At 62.3% G+C, this 19993-nt stretch carries 14 protein-coding genes; 6 read left to right on the forward strand and 8 right to left on the reverse strand.

Translation table 11 applies throughout. From position 1 onward, the window contains the following. Positions 1–439 precede the first annotated feature (439 nt). The 3 genes from J5J06_18405 to J5J06_18415 form a co-directional block, all read right to left on the reverse strand. Complete coding sequence (locus tag J5J06_18405) at positions 440–1552, reverse strand: LysM peptidoglycan-binding domain-containing protein (GenBank protein ID MCO6439069.1); 1113 nt, start codon at positions 1550–1552, stop codon at positions 440–442. A 373-nt stretch (positions 1553–1925) separates the two neighbouring features. Next, positions 1926–5702 carry a protein translocase subunit SecD gene (gene secD, locus J5J06_18410; protein ID MCO6439070.1) on the reverse strand — a complete coding sequence of 1259 codons (3777 nt, stop codon included), beginning with the start codon at positions 5700–5702 and terminating at the stop codon, positions 1926–1928. Positions 5703–5954: 252 nt separating this feature from the next. Further along, complete coding sequence (locus J5J06_18415; GenBank protein MCO6439071.1) at positions 5955–6434, reverse strand: hypothetical protein; 480 nt, start codon at positions 6432–6434, stop codon at positions 5955–5957. 290 nt (positions 6435–6724) lie between these two features. Here J5J06_18415 and J5J06_18420 point away from each other — a divergent pair, with 290 nt between their 5' ends. The 6 genes from J5J06_18420 to J5J06_18445 all read left to right on the forward strand — a co-directional run bounded on the left by J5J06_18420 (position 6725) and on the right by J5J06_18445 (position 13939). Then, positions 6725–7291 (forward strand): DUF2617 family protein, encoded by a 567-nt coding sequence (locus J5J06_18420; protein MCO6439072.1) that lies wholly within the window; start codon positions 6725–6727, stop codon positions 7289–7291. A 65-nt stretch (positions 7292–7356) separates the two neighbouring features. Further along, positions 7357–8370 carry a DUF362 domain-containing protein gene (locus J5J06_18425; protein MCO6439073.1) on the forward strand — a complete coding sequence of 338 codons (1014 nt, stop codon included), beginning with the start codon at positions 7357–7359 and terminating at the stop codon, positions 8368–8370. An 812-nt stretch (positions 8371–9182) separates the two neighbouring features. Continuing rightward, the gene (locus tag J5J06_18430; GenBank protein ID MCO6439074.1) at positions 9183–10133 is read left to right on the forward strand and encodes a prepilin-type N-terminal cleavage/methylation domain-containing protein; all 951 of its coding nucleotides are present in this window, start codon (positions 9183–9185) and stop codon (positions 10131–10133) included. A gap of 146 nt (positions 10134–10279) precedes the next feature. After that, the gene (locus tag J5J06_18435; protein MCO6439075.1) at positions 10280–10726 is read left to right on the forward strand and encodes an NUDIX domain-containing protein; all 447 of its coding nucleotides are present in this window, start codon (positions 10280–10282) and stop codon (positions 10724–10726) included. 177 nt (positions 10727–10903) lie between these two features. Continuing rightward, a complete protein-coding gene (locus J5J06_18440) occupies positions 10904–12289 on the forward strand; it encodes a hypothetical protein (GenBank protein ID MCO6439076.1) in 1386 nt (461 codons plus the stop codon). A 174-nt stretch (positions 12290–12463) separates the two neighbouring features. Further along, on the forward strand, positions 12464–13939 hold the full coding sequence (locus tag J5J06_18445; GenBank protein MCO6439077.1) for a hypothetical protein: 1476 nt from the start codon (positions 12464–12466) through the stop codon (positions 13937–13939). 33 nt (positions 13940–13972) lie between these two features. On the opposite strand, the gene J5J06_18450 is transcribed toward J5J06_18445, so the two are convergent. The 5 genes from J5J06_18450 to J5J06_18470 form a co-directional block, all read right to left on the reverse strand. Continuing rightward, positions 13973–14935, reverse strand: coding sequence for a DNA-3-methyladenine glycosylase 2 family protein (locus J5J06_18450; protein MCO6439078.1), 963 nt, complete (start codon positions 14933–14935; stop codon positions 13973–13975). 432 nt (positions 14936–15367) lie between these two features. Then, entirely contained in the window at positions 15368–16321 is a 954-nt protein-coding gene (locus J5J06_18455; GenBank protein ID MCO6439079.1) for a GDP-mannose 4,6-dehydratase, read from the reverse strand. Between the two features lie 50 nt (positions 16322–16371). Then, positions 16372–17694 carry a UDP-glucose/GDP-mannose dehydrogenase family protein gene (locus J5J06_18460; GenBank protein MCO6439080.1) on the reverse strand — a complete coding sequence of 441 codons (1323 nt, stop codon included), beginning with the start codon at positions 17692–17694 and terminating at the stop codon, positions 16372–16374. After that, positions 17691–18920, reverse strand: coding sequence for a UDP-N-acetylglucosamine 2-epimerase (non-hydrolyzing) (gene wecB / locus J5J06_18465; GenBank protein ID MCO6439081.1), 1230 nt, complete (start codon positions 18918–18920; stop codon positions 17691–17693). The genes J5J06_18460 and wecB overlap by 4 nt, the downstream gene beginning before the upstream one ends. A 239-nt stretch (positions 18921–19159) precedes the next feature. Then, positions 19160–19837: an HAD family hydrolase gene (locus J5J06_18470; protein MCO6439082.1), complete on the reverse strand. Its 678-nt coding sequence runs from the start codon at positions 19835–19837 to the stop codon at positions 19160–19162. Positions 19838–19993 lie beyond the last annotated feature (156 nt).

Raw genomic sequence — 19993 nt, forward strand, 5'->3', positions numbered from 1 at the left:
GGCACTGTTCGGAGACCCTTCACTGCTCTCTCGGCAGTTGGACCTCGCGACTGTTGCGTCCGGCACAACCGACAGACACGAGCGAGCTGGTTCTGCCGCCGCAGACCATGCGCCCGTTACAGATCGACCCCGGGGGGAGGGAACGTCTGATAAGTCAATGCGATTTTAGAATGCGTACGATGCGGTTTCCACGAAGGCCTGTGATATTCGTGGCGTGGCAAACTGGGGGAAGAGGTGGACTTGTGATTGCGCAGTATGTGACGCCGGCCCGACATCGAACGATTCCATGCCTCGGCGAATCCTCTTGTGACTGCGTTTGCGGAAGGGATCCAAAACGCTCGTGGTCCAGGAGAAGACGCGCGCGTCAGCACATAGCGAAGGCGGGGCACTGCTCTTGCGCAGGGACTTTCGCTCGGCTCCGTCGACCACCGAAAGGGCACTAGGATTCAGGCAGTTGAATCACCTGGCCGATTCGCAGGCGCTTGGGATCGCCCTTGACCGCATCGCGGTTCAGTTCGAACAGCTCCTGCCAGCGCGCCGCATTTCCCAGTACATCCCGGGCGATGGCATAAAAGCTGTCACCTTCGCGGACGGTATAGCTTCGCGCCGCATTCCCTGCCGTCGCGGATTCGCCCCTCAAGGGCGTAGGCCTCGACGTAGCCGTTGAAGCGGGCGGTGTTCGACGCGTTGCGACGGACGGCGGTACCGTCGAGGTCGGCGCGGGCTGACCCGGACGCGGGGGGATCTTCACAACCTGGCCGGGCTGCAATCGCCCGCCGCTGATCTGCGGGTTGCTCCGCATCAGGAACACCGCGAATCGAGCGTCCCCGTAGTACATCATGGAAAGCGACTGGTAGGTGTCGCCGGGCTGAACGCGGTGTGACTCCGTTGCCGCCGCCTCGCCGATCACCTCGTTGCGCAAGGCTGACGGCTCCGCCGGCGTGTCCGACTCGGCCGGGGACGCGGGCTGCGTCGAACTCGGAGCGGCGCTTGCGACCCGATTCGGCGCGGCCGATTCATTCGCTGCAGGAGTGGGCGTTTCGGTTGGTCTCTGCGGCTCGACGTTGGCCGTCCCGGACGGACGTGTCGTTCGAGACGTGGCTGCGCGCCGTGTTGCGGGATTGGGCTGCGGTTCCGCCGATGACTCTCCCACTGTTGCGGGCATCGTCCGCCGTGCGGCGTCGGGCGTCGTCGTTGATGTGGTTCGCGATGGCATATTCGTCGCTACGCCGGTTGAATGGGACGGCGTGCTCCCGGGCTGCGGCCGGGGCGTCGGCTTCACCGGCGTCGTGCGGCGACTCGCATCAGGCTGCGCCCCACCGGGCGTCGTGCTGCCACCCTGGGCGGTCCGCGGGGAAGTCGGCTGATTGGTCGTCCGGGGCGGTGTCGCTGCCGGTTTCGTGGATTTTTCCTTGGGTGTCTGCGACGCCAGCGGACCGCCCGTGGTTACGGGAATGGGCGTCTCTTCCTGCCCGCGAAACAGATAATACCCGCCGGCCAACAGCACGATGGCCGCCGCGACCAGCACGCCCAGTTTGACGTCCTGACGCATGATGAACCCCCTTCGGTGAGCGACGAGTCGATTTCCATTCACGTGGCGAGGTGGGATGCGTCCATGCACGCCGGCGCGGTAGGATCTTGCGCCGCACGACGGGAGATCTTCGTCCCGCGGACGCTTCTTCACCTGGCAGCCCGCGAGTCTAAATGCGAGGTTTCGGCCGGTCAAGCGGACAATCCCGTGTACCCGCCGCACTTCGACGATCCTGCGCTTCGGCCGAGGAATCGGGCAAAAAAAGGGGCGCGACGTTCGAGCCGCCGCGCCCCAATCCACTCACATGTGAGACTTTCAGGCGAACCTGCGGACCCCAGCTTTTCCCAGAATCACGCGCCCGGTCGCCCTTCGTCATTTCACGTCCGACTGCGCACTACGCCGTGCCCGCCGAGAGCCTTCCTCCGCCGGCCCGTTCCTTGGCCCAATCGCGATAAAGCAGAAAGAGCCCGATCGCCGCGACGATCACGATGAGCGTCGTACGCGCCGTGAAGGTCTCTGCCTCGGCGGCAATGATGCCGATCACCGCCAATGTAATGATGGCGATCACAATCCGCCGCAGGAACACCGGCACGAGCAGCAGCGGGGCGGCCACGCCGATCGAGCTGTACGTACCGATGATGATGCCCGCAAGCAGGGCGAACGCGAAGCCATGGACGCCGTCACCGCCGAGCGTGTAGAGCAGAAGGACGACAAGCAATGTCGTACCCGATGTGAGCAACGTTCGCGACAACGTCTGATTGATGCTCATGTTGATCAGCGAGGCCGTAATGGTGCCCGACTTGCCGCGGTTCTCGCGAATGCGGTCGAAAACGACGATCGTGTCGTTGAGGCTGTACCCGATGAGGGTCAGCAACGACGCGATCATGGGCAGGTCGATCTTGAAATCGGAGAGCATCAGCGCTTCGCCGATGAAGGTCTTGTAAATGAACTGGCTGAGTGCCAGCAGGCCCAGCGTTATGCTTACGTCGTGCACTAGGCACACGGACGCCGCCAGTCCGAACTCCTTCGAACCGAACCGCAGCCAGAGGTAGGCCGAGATCGCCACCAGCGCCAGCACCACCGCGAAGATCGCCCGGTTCTTGGTCTGCACGGCGATCTGCGGCGCAAAAGCCACGATCTTGCTGAACGACTTCTCGCTGCCCAGCGCCGCCTCGATCTGGGCCAGCCGCGTTCGCGCCAGATTCTCCGTCCAGAGTTCCGGTGCGTCTTCGTAGAGGAGCTGGTCGTCCACGGCCAGCGTCGCGAACTCGTGGTAGCCCTTGCCCTCCGGCGTATCGACCGCCGGCCCGAGCGGGAAGATGGCCGATTCCAGGGTGCGGAACTGCTCGAACTCCGGTTGGAGTCCGACCTGCCGGACGCGCTTTTCGAACTCGTCCGTGGTCAGCGCCGGACCCCGAGGATCGAGCTGAACCTGGATGGCCACACCGCCCCGGAAACGGCGAATGTCATAGGGGGCGTCGCCACCGATGACATCGGAGAGATAGTGGTCCTGGGATTCGACCACGAAGAACGGTTCGCGCGTCAACTCCTTGTCCGTCACCAGCTGGAAATCCAGGGCCTGCTGGATATCCAGCTTGGGACCGATTGCCGCGAAGATCGCCTCCTCGACGAGATTCCGGTTGGTCTCGGTGGTCACGATCTCGAAGGAGTGAGCGACGTTGCCCTTTCCGAGTTCGCCGACGCTCTGCACCTTGGCCGTGCGAATCCGGTCCACGGCCAGGCGAACGTCGCGGGCCGCCGTGTTCAGGGCGCTGCGCACGACGCTCTCGTCCATCGTGGCGTTCTTGGCGATCAGCCTGAGCGTGTTGCCGTTGGCCACCAGACCTTCCCGCTCCGCGAGCGGTTCGAGTGCCGGACGGGCCATGGTCAGCAGCGTGTCACCATTGAGCTTGTCGCTGGTGATTTCGAAAACGCCCGGCTCCACTGACGCGGAGATGTTGGCCTGTTCGACGGCCTGTGCCGTATCCCGCAGCCAGGCCGCCGCGCCGTCACCCTCCGTGGATGTGATCGCCTTGACCATCGCGGTGTCCTTCATCTCCTGGCCGGGCTTCAGGTCGACCTGCACGCTCGTCCCGCCCAGGAACTCGATGTCGAACAGCGCCTCCCGGTTCTCGGCCGCTTCTCCGATGAAGAGAAACAGACCCAGTCCGACGGCCGTGAGGGAGAAGGGAACAAAGGCCTTCCACCAGCCCATCCAGTCGATCTGGGGATGGCCGATCAGGCGAAGCATGCGCAGATCGTTCAGCCAGCCCGCGGAGATCAGCGTGTTGAACACCAGGCGGGTGACGAACAGTGCCGTGAACATGCTCGTGGCGATACCGATACCCAGCACGATCGCGAAACCCTTGACCTCTTCGCTGCCCACGAATCCGAGGATGAAGCAGGTGATGAGCGTGGTGATGTTGGCGTCGAAGATTGTCGAGAAGGCCTTGTCATAACCCGTATTCAGCGCCTTCTTGAACACCACGCCACGATCCCGTTCCTCACGGAACCTCTCGAAGATGAGCACGTTGGCGTCGACGGCCATACCGACGGTGAGAATCAGACCCGCGATGCCCGGCAGCGTGAATGTCGCTTGCATCAGGGCCATCGCCGCCAGCACGAACAGCAGGTTCAGCGCCAGGGCCACGTCAGCCATGCCACCGCCGACGAACCCGTAGTAGATGAGCATGAACACCACGACGCAGATCAAGGCAACGACCGACGCCGTCATGCCCTTCTGCCGATTCGTCTCGCCCAGGCTCGGGCCAATGGTGTTCTCGCTGAGCGGCGTCTCCTTCACGCGCGCCGGAAGCGAACCGGCCTCGAGAATGCGCTTCAACTCGAACACCTGCTCCGGCGTGAATCGTCCGCTGATCTGGCACGTCGTGGAAATCCGCTCGTTGATCCGGGCGTGCGACATCGCCTGCCCGTCGAGCATGATGCAGAGCTGGCGCCCGACGTTGTTGCCGGTGAGCTCGCTGAAGAGCTGTCCGCCGCGAGGGTCCAGGGAGAAGACCACGACGTTCTGCCCGGTCATGTAGTCCTGGTCGGCAATCGCCCGGATCAGCGACCATCGTGCCCCGGCCTTCCCGCTCTGGAGCATGCTGTACTGCGAGCCGGCGTTCATGAGGACGTAGTACTTGCCGGCGTATTCCTCGAGAATGGGGCGACCCGGATCATTCTTGGCCTGCTCGACTTCATCCAGGGAGTTGAGATGGGTGAAGCGCAGGATGTTCTCCACCGGGAACCATTCGTAAAGGTCACCCGCCCGGGGGCGCGGGCCGCGCTGCTGAAGTTGCTCAACGTACTTGCTGATCGGCTCGACCGGCGCCGTCGTGTTCTGTGGAGATGCCGGGTCGCGATCCGCCAGAATGCGAAACTCCAGAACGCCCGCTCCGCGAATCCGCCGCTTCAAATCGGACGGGTCTTCCAGCTCGGCCTTGTTCTTCGCCCATTGGTCGTAGGCCGTAACGACCTTCTCGATGGCCGGGCCGTACGAGACGAAGTCACCGCGAAGACGATCGAGTTCCTCGGTACGCTTGCCCTCGGGCAGGGGAAGAATATCCGTCAGTCGATTGACCGGGAGGGAGGTCCGCAGCAGGCGTCCCATGGCGACTTCATACTTCTGGGACGCGGCGTCCGTGGCTTCGGGATCGCCCGTGGCCTGGGCGGCGCGATAAGCGTCAAACGCGGTCTTGAGCTCATCGATAAGGGGTTTACGCTCGTCCACGTCGCGGACGAGACCATCAAGCGCCTGGTCACGCTCTCCTACCGGCTCGTTCAGCGCCGACTCCACGTCGAACCGCGCGATGTTCATATCCTGGATCTGCTCGAGTGTCTCGTTGTACGCGTCGCGGCGCTCCAGGGCCTCCTTCGGCGGGCGCGGCATGCGAATCTCGAGTCGAGTGTTTCCCACCGGGCGCCACTCGAGGTTGAGTTGGCCCTGCGGATCGACACGTTGCTTGAGAATCTCCATGACCCGCGCCGAGAGATTGTCCAGCTCGGCGCCCTTCAGTCCGGACGTGTCAATCTCAAACAGCAGGCTCGTCCCGCCCACGAGGTCGATGCCGCCCTTCAGCTTCTCCTGGGGCGGATAGAGAATCACAATGGAAAGGACTACCAGCCCGATGACCAGCAGCCATTTCATCGTACGGTTCGGATCGTTCATCGCTTATCACTCCTGGATCACCCGCTCCTGCGGGTGTTTGTAGGTGGTGTCAAAACGTCGGCACTGCCGGTGCGCTCGCGGCCGTATCGGAATTGCGACAAATTTGGCTCACCGTGTTTTCGCCGATCGAATTAACCTGTACCGGCATGCAACGCCGGACGTGAATGCTGACCGAATTCGGATCAAGAGGACGAGAGTATTTCGTTGCTCATTCGACGAAGTGCGCGGCGAACAAGGCCGCGCGGCGCGGGATTACACCACCGGCGGCGCCTGAGGCCGGAGTTCGCCTCGAAGTCGCACAACCGACGACGAACGCACCCGCGCCGTCATGAGCTGGTCTGTGGACAGGCACGATGTGAACGGGAAATCGTGCGGCACCGCTCCGGCCAGTTTGTGCGGGGGGCGAGGACACGGGTCGAGCTGTGTGGGAATGCGCTGCGGCCGCTCGATCCGGTCGAACGAGCCCACGACCAGCTTTATTGAAGGGATGGGTTGCTTCTGCTGTTCCGGATCGCTGGACTTCTCCGGGCTCGATTGCTGCTTCGCCTCCGGAGAATGAGAAGATGCCGCATCTTCTGGCGCCGCACCCGAATCGCCGGCGTCCGACTCTGCGGCGCCCTTCGGGTTCCTTTCGGGAGATTCAGCCTCATCCTGGATCGGGCGGCTGCCGCCGATGGCTCCGACCAGAGCAAGTGCTCCGGCCAGCAGGATAGCTGTGAGTTGTTCTCGCAAGCGGCCGCTCCTTCCAAGGCGAGGCGGCATTATAAGCGAGGTCGCCCTCCCAACAAGCGGCGTTACTCGAGGATATCCTCCGTTTACAACCGGACGTACATCGTCCGAATCGGAGACAATCGACTGCGGCCCGCGGCGCTTGCCGTCCGATAAAAATGGTTGCAATGATGAGATTATTACATTCCTGTAACTGACGGGATTGTGCGAGAATTTCATGGATTTGCCGTTTCCAACCCCTATAATTGCAGAAGTTAACGGTCAATGAGGCTTTATTTCTAAGTGACGATTCCGTGGAACGTGGACAGATTCAACAGCGCGTTGAGGACCTTCAATTCTGCCTTTTCCAGAGGGCCCTTCACCCCGAGCTTTTCCACATCGAGCGGGTCAAGCGCGTTGAACAGGAACGCTATTCTGCGGAAATCTGGATCGTCGGGCTCAGCCATATCGTGACGGTGCAGGCAGGGGACCGCATTCTCACGGAGGTGCTCACGGAAGACCCGGACGTCTTGCCCAAAATCGGGTTGGCTACGTCATTTCGATTCCGCGGTGAGCGCGACCATAACCAGAGCTTTGGAAAGAACTTGCGGTACATCCTGTCGACCCAGGTCGAGCGGATGTCGCCACAGCTTTTCCCCGCGACACACCGCGATTACATCCACTACGCGCAGAATCGCGGGCTCTTTGAGCTGTTCCCGCAGTGGTCCCACGACGGCCTGGCGCCATTCACGTTCGTGGACTACGACGCGCGAGACCACGAATTCCACGTTCACGCCTTCCACGCCTTTCCAGAGGAGCTTACTCTTCTAAAGACTCAGTCTATTTTTGAGATTGGGGAGCGGAAGATCGCCCTCGAATAGCACCCGCGAACCGGAACCCGGGGAGAGCTCTCGACTGGTGCGCCCGCGGCGTCGATACGCAATGCATGGAGGCACCTCAGCCCGATAAGGACCGCGCCGATTTTTCACGCCGTGTTTTTCTCCGTGGCACGGCCGCCGCCGCCCTCGGAGGTCTGGTCGGATCCGGATTGCCTTGGCCGCGAACGGCGCGGGGCGACGACCCCCCGTTACAGAAAAGCACCCAGAGTGCAGGCGGATCGACGGTTGTCTTCGTCCAATCCGACCAGGTGGTCGCCGGCCCGATTGTCCATCCTGTCTTGATTGAAGAAATGCTCGCGGCGTCGCTGAAAACGCTTACCGGGCGGGAGTCCATGCGACAGTGCTGGGAGAGCCTTTTCGCCAAGGACGACATCATCGGGCTGAAATTCAATCGATCGGCACAACAAGCCCTGGGGACGACGGCGGTCGTCGGTCCGACGATCGTTCGCTCGCTCATGGCAGCCGGATGGCCTCCTCGCCAGCTCGTGGCCATCGAAGCACCGGAGTTCCTGATCCGGGAGTTTGGGCTGTTAACACCGGCCGGTGGTTTCGAGGTCGAGTCGAGAGACTTTGGCAGCGGGGCCGATGAGCTTGCCCGCGTCCTGAATCAAATTACCGCTCTTATCAACATTCCATTTATCAAATCGCACAACATCGCGGGCATGACCTGCGCATTGAAGAACCTCTCGCACGCGCTGGTGAAGCATCCCGCCCGTTATCACGGGAACGGATGTTCGCCCTACATTGCCGACATTGTCTCCCTTCCGGAGATCCGCTCAAAGCTGCGGCTGAACCTGGTCGACGGCCTGCGCGTCGTATATGAAGGCGGCCCGGAAGCGACCGGAATGAACGTGGCTGACACCGGGTGCATGATGGCATCGACCGATCCCGTGGCGGCGGACGCGGTGGCCCTGACCCTTCTGAACAAGATCCGCGCGGAGCGGGGGGTCTCGCCGATTTCGACGGGCAGCGAGGGTGTCCGGTATCTGGAGCCGGCGGAGGCAAGGGGGCTGGGGACAGCGTTTCTTCACAACATCAATCTTCAACGTATCAGGCTGTAGTTGGTCGATGCGACTCCGCCCCGAGGGAAATCGTGAGGCTTCCCCGCATGGACCGGATTCTCTTTCCCCCGACAATTCCTGACAAATCGATTGGGCGCTCTGTGTGAAACTGGGAGGCGGTCCTTTCCTTAACTCAGCGAACGGTACCAGATGACGCGCCATGCAAAGCTTCCGTCGAACGGTGGTTGGACCGGAATACACTTGTTTTGGCTCGAGATCGTTGACAAGCCCGAGGAGTCCGAGTAGACTTCTTAATGGCGAAAGTGCAGGAGAGCCCGCTTCGGCGGCGGGGTGTCGATTGCATCGATATCATTGATTTTCATAATTTGATTTAGATTATTTCGATTTGCCGCCATCATTCCTTTTTTGTTGATTCACTCCTCGCTCTCGCCGGCGTGATGATGTTCGTGTGGTAGGCACGGCGGAGTCTATTAAAACGCTGGCGAAATCCTGAGTATCGTGTCGGGCTTGCTGCCGCTATTCGGCCTTGATGGGACCGGTCCGAATTCGCGGGGTCGAAGCATCGCAGAGGACAGCGGGCTCGGTTGTTATTGTCTTTTCAATCAAGGGCTGCGGAGGCTTGGCCTCTCGCACGAGCGAGCTTTGACATCGGCTGCGCGAGTCGAGGTCTCGCTGGTCGTTACACCGGCCGCTTGGCAGGCGTCGGGCGGTCGTTAAGCGCTCTATCGAATCGGGGAGCGGGCAATCGCCGTTTCGGGGGATTGCCGGGTAGACCGGATTACGATAGGGTTTCTCCGAAATTTCGGTCTTGTTGTTTCTTTAAGGTACTGACTCAAGTGGGAGAGACGACGGTGAGAAAAAGGAAATTGGGCGGGTTTACGCTGATTGAGCTGCTGGTCGTGATTGCGATCATCGCGCTCTTGATCTCGATTCTGCTTCCCAGCCTTTCGCGGGCGCGGGAGCTGAGCAAGCGACTGGTCTGCCAGTCGAACGTGAAGGGATTCGGCACCTCGGCGAAGATCTACGCCAACGATAACCAGGAGCGTTGGCCGGTTCCGCCGTACGACAGCAGGCTTCTGTCGCAGAGCAACGAGGCGGTTGATTACTTCGCCGGACAGAACAACAACAAGGTGCCGGTCGGGTTCAAGCGGGAATTCCGCAGCTTCTCGATCCAGCCGAATGCCAGCACGCAACTATCGGTGACGCGTTCCTTCTGGATGATGGTCCGCTCCGGCGACGTGCAGGTGAAGCAGTTCATCTGCCCGAGCAGCACCGACTCGCCGGACGACACCGAGAACATCGAGCTGTACTACGATTTCGAGACGTACGATAACGTCAGCTACGGGTACCAGGTGCCATTCGGCCCGCGTGACACGCAGCCGCGCGAGGGCATGGACAACCGCCAGGTGATCATGGCGGACAAGGGTCCGTTCTATAACCAGGAGAGCCCACTGGATTCGATCTGGAGCAACGCGGGTTCGGACAATAAGCCGATCACGCTGAAGGACAGCCCGAAGCTGTGGCGTCCGTTCAACTCGATCAACCACGGCGGCCGCAATAACGGCGAAGGCCAGAACTGCCTCTATGCAGACGGCCACGCTTCGTTCGAGCGGTTCCCGACGGTGGGTATCGACAGCGACAACATCTACACGCTGATGACGAACGATTGGGATGCCGACAAGTTCAACATGATCCACGGCGAAGCGCCGGGTGAGGCGGATCCGAATCCGTATCCGGGACAGGGTGCGTACGGAACGGGCATCAACGATTATGCTTCGACGGACACGCTGATTTATCCGTAAGGTCCGATCGAAGATCATCATCGTCTCAGATGAACTCGAGGCGGCGGGGCTTCAAGAGAGGTCCCGCCGCCTTTCTGCTTTGACCGGCATTGTGCCGAATTCGAACATTGGCCCATGATTGCCTGGGCGAGCTGCCGGAAACGTGCATGTCCCATTACGACACAACCTTGGGCTCTTCCCAGCAAACCGAACCGCGCAGTTTCCTGCCCCGGCGCGGCGTTATCGGCGTTTTGCGCGCGCCTGAAACCGACCATGTGCTGATGATCCGGCGGGCCGAGGGAATCCCTCGTGGGGGGCGTTGGTGTTTTCCGGGCGGGCATGTCGAGCGGAATGAAACGCCCCGGCAGGCGGTCGTCCGCGAATTCCTGGAGGAACTGGGACTTGTCGTGGAGCCGCGGCGGCGTCTGGGGGCGGTCCGCCTGCCGGAGGCAGGTTACATTCTGGTCGTTTGGGAGATCGCCCGAGCGGGCGGCATCTTGCGGCCTGCACCGGCGGAAGTGGCTGATACGCAATGGGTTGCCGTTCGAGGAATCGAAGCGGTCGCGCCCGGGCTACCGTCCAATCGAATTGTGGCCGAGATGCTGCGGGCCTGAGGGCGTCGGGCCGGGTGGAAGTATCGGTATGATCCAACTAAGTACCCCGTTTTAACAATCGCTCGATTCGTGCCCAGCCGTGCCAGCGTAGCGTCCGCGTTCACAAGTCTTTACACCGGGCGATACGGCCGGTACGATTCCGCAGGGCAGTTTATTCGCATGTCGACGGGGGGGATCATGAGAATTGGAGATTGCGACTGCGACTTTTTGTCCGCACGCACGGGCGTTCCCGTCGTCTGTTGTGCACTCCTGCTCGTCCTCGCTCTCAATGTTCCGGCCATGGGCCAGAGTCCAGCGCACAGCGTATGCCTTGATGCCACCACGGAATGTCACGTGGAAGGCAGCGCGGTTCGCGTGGCCGTGCGCCTGGGTTTCGGCTCGACACTGATCGCCGGTGCGCAAATGTCGTTGTCGTATGAGCCGACGAAATTCAAGTTGATTTCGGTGCTGCCGGGGAATTCGTGCGATCCGGAATCTCCCTTCGTGAATCTGATCGGTCGACAGATCAACTCGATAACCGGGGAAGTCTTCCTGGCCGTTACGGTCGATCCGAACGGAATTGGTGCGGCGGCGCGCGGGCCGGCGACGCTGGCGTGTTTTTTGCTGGTTCCGGAATCCAATCAGAGCGGCGACCTTTGCCTGCTGGCCGGGTTGAGCCCGCAGGTCACCGTCCTGGCCAACCAGTTCGGGGACAGCATTCCCATTGATAACAGCGCAGATTGCCCGTCGGGAAACTCGGACGAATTGTCGTGCCAGACGATTGAGGTTGGCGCCAGTTGCACGTGTCCGGCCGGGACGGTCGATTGCTCACACCTGGATTCGACGTGCGGGACCGGCGTCTGCCAGTCAGATCCGGCTCCGGCCAAGTGCGCGATCGATCCTCAGAACGAGGGCCAGACGTGCGATGACGGGCAAGCGTGCACGACGAACGAGGTATGCGAGTCGGGTCATTGCGTCGGAGAGAACATCGGTTGTCCGAGCTTGTGCCTGGATATTGAGGATGACTGCGAGTATCCGTCGGGACTGATGACGGCGCGGGTGGTTGTGCACCCGGGGGTCGTGCCCATCGCGGCGGCTCAGTTCTCCGTGAGTTACGACCCGACACGGTACACGTTCGTGGAGATGCGGCCGGGGGGGGCGTGCGATTCCAGTTCGCCCTTCGCCTTCCAGGCGGCGGAGCAGGTCAACGAGAGCCTGGGGGAGGTCTTTTATTCGGTCAGTGTGAATCCTTTCGATCTGGATTCGGCCACGCTGGAAACGACGACGCTTGCCTGTATTACGTTTCGCCTGGCCGGTCCGCGCCGCGACGAGATCTGCCTGTTTTCGGGAAACAACCCGTTTACGGCCAGACTGATCGATCGTGATGGCGAGAGCGTTCCGATCTACAACGGCCTGATCTGCCCGACGGACCAGGGACCGCCGATCATTGCCTGCGATCTGGGGTGCATTCCCGTCCCGACGACGAGCGACTGGGGGCTCGTGGTCCTGACGCTTGTTCTGCTTGTTGGCGCGAAGGTCGCGTTTGGAATCTACAGGCGACCGGTCGGCGCGCGTGCTGCCTGAGGCGTCGGCGTCGGCAGGCAGGTTCTCTCGCGAAGAATCCACCCATCCAATTCGGTTTCGGACGGCGTTTCGGGGTTGTGCGGCCGCAACACGCACTCTTCGGTAGAATGAAGAGCGGCCGGGCGATTCAGCTCCCAGGCCGAGGTGTCGCCGTCAATTCCAGGAGGCCCGTGGATGGTCCGATTCTCCCTCCTTTTCCTTTGCATCATTCCGCTTCCTTCTTCGCGGGCGGCGACAGTGTCGGCTGACGCTTTGCGCGCCCCGGGCGATGAGGGTACCCCCAAGCTTGCCGACGTTCTTGCGCGGTATTTTCAAACGGAGGATGCGCGGGCGCGGAAGGCGCTGGTTGAGGATGTGCGCCGGGTGGCGGATGGGGCCGTGGATGAGGTGGCGGCGGCGCTTGCTGAGCTCGAGCTTTGGTCCGAACCTGAGGCGAGCGAGGGTAAGTTCGAGGCTCCCATTGCCGGAGGTTCGCCGCTTCACGTTAGCTACAGGCTGCCAAAGGACTATTCGATCGAACGACGGTTTCCGTTGTTGGTGACGATTCAGAAGTCGTCGCGGCGGCTCTTCGTGGGCAGTGGTTGGGCGATGCGGCCGGCGTTTCCCCAGTGGTTGCCGGCGTCGGCGACGGAACGGTTCGTTCATGTTTCCTATTTCACGCCGACGGAGGCGACGTTCGCGGCGTCGGGGACGTTGGGGGCGGAGTTTCGGGCGGTGGTGCGCGAGGCGCGGCGGCGGTTTCGCATCGACAGCGATCGCATCTTTCTGCACGGCGAGTGGGAGGGCGGGGAGGCGGCGTGGCAGGTGGCGATGTTCCAGCCGCACCTGTTTGCCGGTGCCATCCTCGTGGCATCGATCCCGGACCTGCCGTATCCAGCGACGATGTATCGGATGATGGCCGGCTCGAATCTGAATCGACTACCGCTGTTGGTTGCGACGCCGGTTGCAAGAGGGCTGTCAGATCCAGGCGATCCGCGAGCTTCGGCTCGCGCGGAGACGCCGGATTCGGGCACCAAAGATGGACCGGACTCGCCGCCACCAAATGCCTCGCTTGGCCGCTTGACCGCCGCGGGACGTGCTATCGAACTCCTGGCCGCAGAGACCGGTTCGCCGTGGAAAGTGCTGCACTATCCCTTGGGATTGACGTTGGAATCGACCGCAGCCGAGAGCGAAAGTGCCGCGGCCCTGGCGTCGTTTCTGGGTCGATCGCGGGAGATGCAGACGGACAACGTGTCCAGGGTGTTTCGCTATCCTTCGCAGGGTGATGCCGGCTGGGTGCGGCAGACTAAGTTCCTGGGGGACGTGTGGGAGGCGGAGGTCATTTCAATCGAGGCGCGTTCGCAGGCGACCGATTCGGTTCCCTATGCGTACCGCGTCCTGCTGGACAAGCTGGCGAGCATTGTCGGGGAACGAGGGGATCAGTCATTTGAAATCCGTACGCATCACTGCGGGGGGATCGACGTGCTGCTTCGACCCGGCGACGTCGACTGGTCGAAGCCGGTGACCGTGCGGATCAACGGGGCCCGTCGGCACGACAGCGTCGTCGAGCCGGACATCGCCGCGATGCTCGAGGAAGCGTACCGCGACTGGGAGTTTCAACATCCGCCGTGGGCGCGGCTGCGGTTTTCGATTCGAAGCGATGGGGAATAAAGGAATTGCGGCGGTGATCAGGTAGGGCTTACCTTAGGAGGATCGCCCATTGCTCGTTGCCTCTTCGACAATCCTTCTTGCCGTATCCCATTCCAGCCAGAGCTCGAACCACCAGACCTTGTTCTTCCACCGGCCGTAGCGGTCGTAGATTTCCTCGATCTGCTTCGGCGTGGCTTTCTTTCCCTTGAGATGCGTGCGGGAGACGTGGGCGACGGTCGAGGTGTCGATGGCCAGGCGGTCATGGCGGCCGAGGAAGCCGAGCAGATAGTTGGCGCTGGTCGGGCCGATACCACGAATGGATCGGAGTCGTGACAGAAGTTCATGACTGCTGACGTTCGGGTCAGTGGCGAGGCGGGTGAGTTCGTCGGGATCGGTGCGTTTCTCGGCCACGTCTTTGCAGAGCTCGAGGATGGACTCGGTGCGGTAGCCCGCGCGGCAGACATCGTTGAGGTAGTGCGGGCCGGCGCGGAGGATTTCGCGGGGCGTGGGCCAGGCGTTGAGCGAGCGGAAGTGGCGGACGATCGGGCCGAGCTGGGCGAGGCGGTTGATCATCTTCACGGCCTGGCTCCAGTTCACGTTGGTGCCGAGGATGGTCTTGATGATGTCCTCGGTCAGGGAGACGCTGCGAGGCGTCCGCCCGGCGCCGATCCGCGGGAGCACGTGAAGCGTGGGGTGGTCGCGGCAGAGGTCGTAGAACTCGTCGAGGTTCTCGTCCAGGCCGAGCATGTGGCGGACGCCGGATTCGATGTGTGCCACGGTGGCGTCACTGAGTTCGTCGCCGTCGACGGAGACATTCAGAACGGCGTCGCGGCGAGTCGGCTTGCCCTCGACCACAGAGACGCGCATGGCGCCCTTGCCGTTGCGGAGGATGATCTGGAAGCACCGCCCTCCCTCGCTCCAGCTCATGGGGGCGCATTCGTGCCAGCCATGGCCCAGGACCGTGGCGGCGAGTGAGAACGGCTTCGGCGTGCGGATGTCGAAGGACTTGCGGTCCAAGCGAGATTCCTGGTGTTCACTCAAAGTTCGATGTCGGCGGCGTCCGGCTCGCGAGGGGGCTATGGTGATCGGTCCGGGCAAGTAACGCCAGAGGCAAGGATTCTGCCGCAGGCGAAGGAGGGCGTCGTTCGGTCATCGGCTTGGGGTCTGGTCTGAACCGGTCTGGGTACCGGCCCAGGATGGAGTCCGAAGAACGAAGCGCGCCCCGCCATCGCACTGCGGCAGATAGCGTCTAACGGGGGATTCGACTCAGGGGAAGCGCGGCGGCGTTAAGCTCTGCGCCGAATTCGATCGGGGCTCCTCTTGGGGTCCGACGCCGCTTCCGATCCCGCGGGCCGGGATTATGCGTCCCGCTCGTTAGGGGGCAATGAAGGAACACAGGTTTTGGTGCATTTGCACGTAAGAACTTGTAATCCGCTGAGGATAATCGAGTTACAGTTTCTGCTTTCGCATCCAATTGGCAAAACAGGCAAGGCCGTCGGCCAGGTTGGTGGCCGGGTCGTAGCCCAGTTCGGCCCGAGCGACGGATACGTCGGCGTAGGTTCGGTCGACGTCGCCGGGTTGGAGAGGAAGGTGCTCAATGCGGGCGGAGCGTCCCAGGGCGTTTTCGAGAGCCCGGATCAATTCCATTACCGAAACGGGATGTTCGTTGCCCAGGTTATAGATTCGGTATTCGTCGCAGCGATCCAAGGCGCGGAGCACGCCGTCGACGGTGTCGGCAATGAAGGTGAAGTCGCGGGTCATGGAGCCGTCGCCGAATACGGGGACGGGCTTTCCCGACTCGATCAGCCGGGCGAACTTGTGAATCGCAAGGTCGGGGCGCTGCCTTGGTCCGTAGACGGTGAAGAAGCGCAGGCAGGTGATGGGGATGCCGTAGAGGTGGTGGTAGGTGTGGCAGATCAGCTCGCCGGCTTTCTTCGTGGCGGCGTAGGGGGAGATGGGGTCGTCGACGCGGTCGCTCTCGCGGAAGGGGACGTCGCGGCGGTTGCCGTAAACGCTGGAGCTGCTGGCGAAGACGAACCGGCACTTCGGCCTCGTTCGACAGGCTTCGAGCAGGACCAGCGTTCCGCGCACGTTGACGTCTTCGTAGAGCAGCGGTTGCTCAATGGATGGACGGACGCCGGCGCGGGCGGCCAGGTGAACAACGCCGTCGATTCCCTCGGAGAAGATCGAGCCCATCAGCGCGGCGTCGCGGATGTCACCTTCGATGATTCGGAAGCGGTCGTGGGAAATGAGATCCGCGATGTTGCGGCGCTTGACGTCGAGGGCGTAGAAGTCGTCGAAGTTATCGAGGGCGACGACCGAATCGCCGCGGGCGATCAGGGCTTCGCAAACGTGCGAGCCGATGAAGCCGGCTCCGCCAGTGACGAGAATTCGAGGAGGCATGCGAGGTTCCCGCGCTCGCGAGGATGGCGTTCAGGCGGTAGTCCACGCGCCTATCGAGCTTCCGCCCGCGGTCGTCCAACACAGACGTAATGGAAGCCGCGCCGAGCGAGCGTAGCGGGATCATACAGGTTTCGTCCGTCGAAGACGATCTTGGAAGTCAGGAGCTCTTCAATGCGGTCGAAATCGGGGGTGCGGTAGACCGGCCAGTCGGTGAAGATGACGAGGGCGTCGGCGCCCTTCAGCGCGACGTACTCGTCTTCGCACATTTCAATGCCCTTGTCAGAACCGATTTCCCTTGCGGCGTTGGCCATGGCCTCGGGATCGTGGGCACGGACCATCATGCCGCGTTCGCGGAACATCTGCACGGCCGAGAGCGCCGGCGATTCGCGCACGTCGTCGGTACGGGCCTTGAATGCCAACCCCCAAACGGCGAGGGTCGTCCTCGGGCATTTTTCGCCGAAGTGGTCGATGACCCGTCGGGCGAAGCGCTGCCGCTGGCGGGTGTTCACGTCGTTGACGGCTTCGACGATGTGCATGCGGCTTCCCGCAACCTGCCCCATCGAGACCAGCGCGGACACGTCCTTGGGGAAGCAGGACCCGCCGAATCCCACGCCGGGAAAGAGGAACGCGTCGCCGATACGCGGGTCGGAGCCCACGCCTCGGCGAACGGACTCCACGTCGGCCCCGAGGTGCTCGCACAGGCAGGCGATTTCGTTCATGAAGGAGATTTTCGTGGCCAGCAGGGCGTTGGCGGCGTACTTGGTCATCTCGGCGCTGGCCGGGTCCATGATGAGGATACGCTCGTTGCGCCGCAGGAACGGCGTGTAGAGTTCGCGCATGATCTCGATGACGGCGGGGTTGTTGGCCCCAATGACCACCCGGTCCGGTCGGAGGAAGTCCTCTACGGCCGCGCCTTCTTTCATGAATTCGGGATTGCTGACGTAATCAAAGGGATGATCGGTCTGCGAGGCGATGGCTTCGGAGATCAACCGGTGTGTACCGACGGGGACGGTGCTCTTCATGACCACGATGCGGTAGCCGTCCATGGACTTTCCGATGGTGCGGGCGACGTCGAGGGCGGCTGTGAGATCGGCCGAGCCGTCGGGTGCGGGAGGCGTGCCCACGGCGAGGAAGATGATCCGCGAGCGTTTGACGGCTTCGTCGAGATCGGTACTGAATTCGAGCCGCCCACGGGCGGTGTTGCGGTCGACAAGCTCCTTGAGCCCGGGCTCGTAGATGGGGATCTTGCCGGATTTCAAGGCGGCGATCTTGATGTCATCGATGTCCACGCAGACGACGTGGTTTCCGGATTCGGCGAAACCGGTGCCCGCGACCAACCCGACATACCCCGTGCCGACCACGCAAAGCTTCATGATTCAACTCCACCGGCCGCCACTACCGCGGCCATTGCGTCCGGCGACCCGCCATGGACGCCGGTCATCGTGGGTGGCACGCTCCGTTCCGCAACAGGCCCCATCCGCGGCGCGCCGCGAGACGTCGCAGTCCGTGCTTGGCGACACGCCATAAGTTCGCGGACGATCCGCTGGGCGGCTCGGCCATCCCACAATTCGGGCATCATACGCGCCGAAAGCGGATTGGCACGCATGTCGGCCCATGCCGCGAGAATGGTCTCGGCCCGGGTCCCAGCGAGGCGATTTGTTCCACTGGTCAGCGTGATCGGCCTTTCGGTGTTGTCCCGCAGGGTGAGGCACGGCACGCCGAGTATGGTCGTCTCCTCCTGGATTCCGCCCGAGTCCGTCAGCATGGCCGCCGCACCGGCCATCAAGGAGAGGAAATCGAGGTAGCCGAGGGGTTCGGTGCGGATGAGCCGTGGCAGGCCGGCGAGCCGGGCGCCCAGGCCGAACCGCTTGAAGTTGGCGGCCGTGCGCGGGTGCAAGGGGAATACTATGGGGAGTTCCGCGGAGATGTTCTCCAGGGCGTTCAGGATGGAGCCCAGTGCAGTGGGATCGTCCACATTGGACGGCCGGTGCAGGGTGACGGCGACGTACCCGCGTGGCTCGAGGCCGAGTCTCTCGCGAATCGCGGACTGCTCGGCGGCTTCTCTATGGCGGAGAAGCGTATCAATCATGACGTTGCCGACGAAGCGGATCCGTTCATCGGGAATGCCCTCGCGACGCAGATTCTCGACGCCGCTGGGTTCACTGACGAACAGCAGATCGCTGATGGAGTCAGCCACGATTCGGTTGATCTCCTCGGGCATGGTGCGGTCGAAGCTGCGAAGTCCCGCTTCGACGTGGGCTACGGGAATGTTCAGTTTGGCAGCGACGAGCGCGCAAGCCATGGTGCTGTTGACGTCGCCCACGACCACGACCCAGTCCGGGCGGGTTTCGAGGCAGACCGGCTCAAAGCGGCGCATGACCTCGGCCGTTTGGACCGCGTGGGAACCGCTGCCCACGCCGAGGTTGATATCCGGACGCGGGATGCCCAGTTCCTCGAAGAAGCAGCGGCTCATGTGCTCGTCGTAGTGCTGGCCGGTGTGAACCAGGGTAGGGTGGATGTCCGCGTGGTGCAGGGCGTCCACGAGGGGGGCTACTTTCATGAAGTTCGGCCGAGCGCCGCAGACGCAAACGACACGCATCGCACTCCCGGATTGCTGTGAAACAAGATTATCCACCGCGTGCTCCAGTGATTTGGCGGGCCGGGAGAGGGTCCTATAACCACGACAATTGGACTCCCTGCCTCTTACGGGGCTCGCCGTTGCGGTTTTATCGACCACAACGGAGTCGCGCTGAATCGGGCCGTGGTGGGCGGCGAGAGCAGAGTTCTCAGTATCTTGTGGCCGCTGACTGGGCGGAAGAAAGGCGTCGCCACGCGTGGTCAGTGCCAATCGTGGCCTAGAATCACGCGAGGGATTTCCCTCGGGTCGTCGATGATCCAGGTGGGCCGGGTGCTCTTGAGAATGTCTACATTGCGGTAGCCCCAGGTTACCGCCAGCGCAGCCATGCCCGCATTGTGCGCCGTTTCGATGTCCACGTCGGAGTCGCCGACGAAACAGACCAGCTCGGGTGGGCGGTCCATGGCCGCGGCGAGTTCGAGCGCCGTGGTCGGATCCGGCTTTCGAGGTCCGCCGGGAAGCTGCCCCAGGAAACGGACGAATGGCCAAGGGTTGAGAAATCTGCGGCAGAGCGACTCCGTGAAATCGTGCGTCTTGTTGGAAAGAACGCACATGGGCACGCCGGCCTGGGCGAGTTCCGTCAGGGCGGTCTCTGCCCCCGGATAGAAGCGGGTTTCGTCGAACATTCGTCGGGCATACTCCGGGCGGTAGAGTTCGATAAGCCTGTCGATCTCAGTCTGTTCGTTCCGACCCGAAGCAAGACTGAGCATGCGGGCAAGTCCTTCCCCGACCAGGTCGCGGACCTCCCCGGCCTGTTTGGTGGGGCGACCAATTCGGGTCAGAACAGCGTTCAGCGACGCCGTAATATCTTCAAGGGTATCGAGAAGCGTGCCATCGAGGTCGAAGATCACGCCGGGGGTCGTCCGGGGATTCTTGATCATGATCAGTGAACGATACCCCCTGAAATTCGAATGTGCCAGGAGAGGGTTGCCGCAGGCCGAAGTGAGGAGCTATTGTCTCGCGATTCGCCCTGCGGTATTTCCCCATCGGACCGCTTGAACCTTCCCGGCGAACTAAAATACAGAGCGATACGTCAC

It is taken from the genome of Phycisphaerae bacterium, from assembly GCA_024102815.1.
GTDB lineage: Bacteria > Planctomycetota > Phycisphaerae > UBA1845 > UBA1845 > JAGFJJ01.

Excerpts from the sequence above, each read along its gene's own strand:
- J5J06_18405 (MCO6439069.1), bottom strand. The coding sequence starts at position 1,552 with ATGCGTCAGGACGTCAAACTGGGCGTGCTGGTCGCGGCGGCCATCGTG.
- secD (MCO6439070.1), bottom strand. The coding sequence starts at position 5,702 with ATGAACGATCCGAACCGTACGATGAAATGGCTGCTGGTCATCGGGCTG.
- J5J06_18425 (MCO6439073.1), top strand. The coding sequence starts at position 7,357 with ATGGAGGCACCTCAGCCCGATAAGGACCGCGCCGATTTTTCACGCCGT.
- J5J06_18435 (MCO6439075.1), top strand. The coding sequence starts at position 10,280 with ATGTCCCATTACGACACAACCTTGGGCTCTTCCCAGCAAACCGAACCG.
- J5J06_18440 (MCO6439076.1), top strand. The coding sequence starts at position 10,904 with ATGAGAATTGGAGATTGCGACTGCGACTTTTTGTCCGCACGCACGGGC.
- J5J06_18445 (MCO6439077.1), top strand. The coding sequence starts at position 12,464 with ATGGTCCGATTCTCCCTCCTTTTCCTTTGCATCATTCCGCTTCCTTCT.
- J5J06_18455 (MCO6439079.1), bottom strand. The coding sequence starts at position 16,321 with ATGCCTCCTCGAATTCTCGTCACTGGCGGAGCCGGCTTCATCGGCTCG.
- J5J06_18460 (MCO6439080.1), bottom strand. The coding sequence starts at position 17,694 with ATGAAGCTTTGCGTGGTCGGCACGGGGTATGTCGGGTTGGTCGCGGGC.
- wecB (MCO6439081.1), bottom strand. The coding sequence starts at position 18,920 with ATGCGTGTCGTTTGCGTCTGCGGCGCTCGGCCGAACTTCATGAAAGTA.
- J5J06_18470 (MCO6439082.1), bottom strand. The coding sequence starts at position 19,837 with ATGATCAAGAATCCCCGGACGACCCCCGGCGTGATCTTCGACCTCGAT.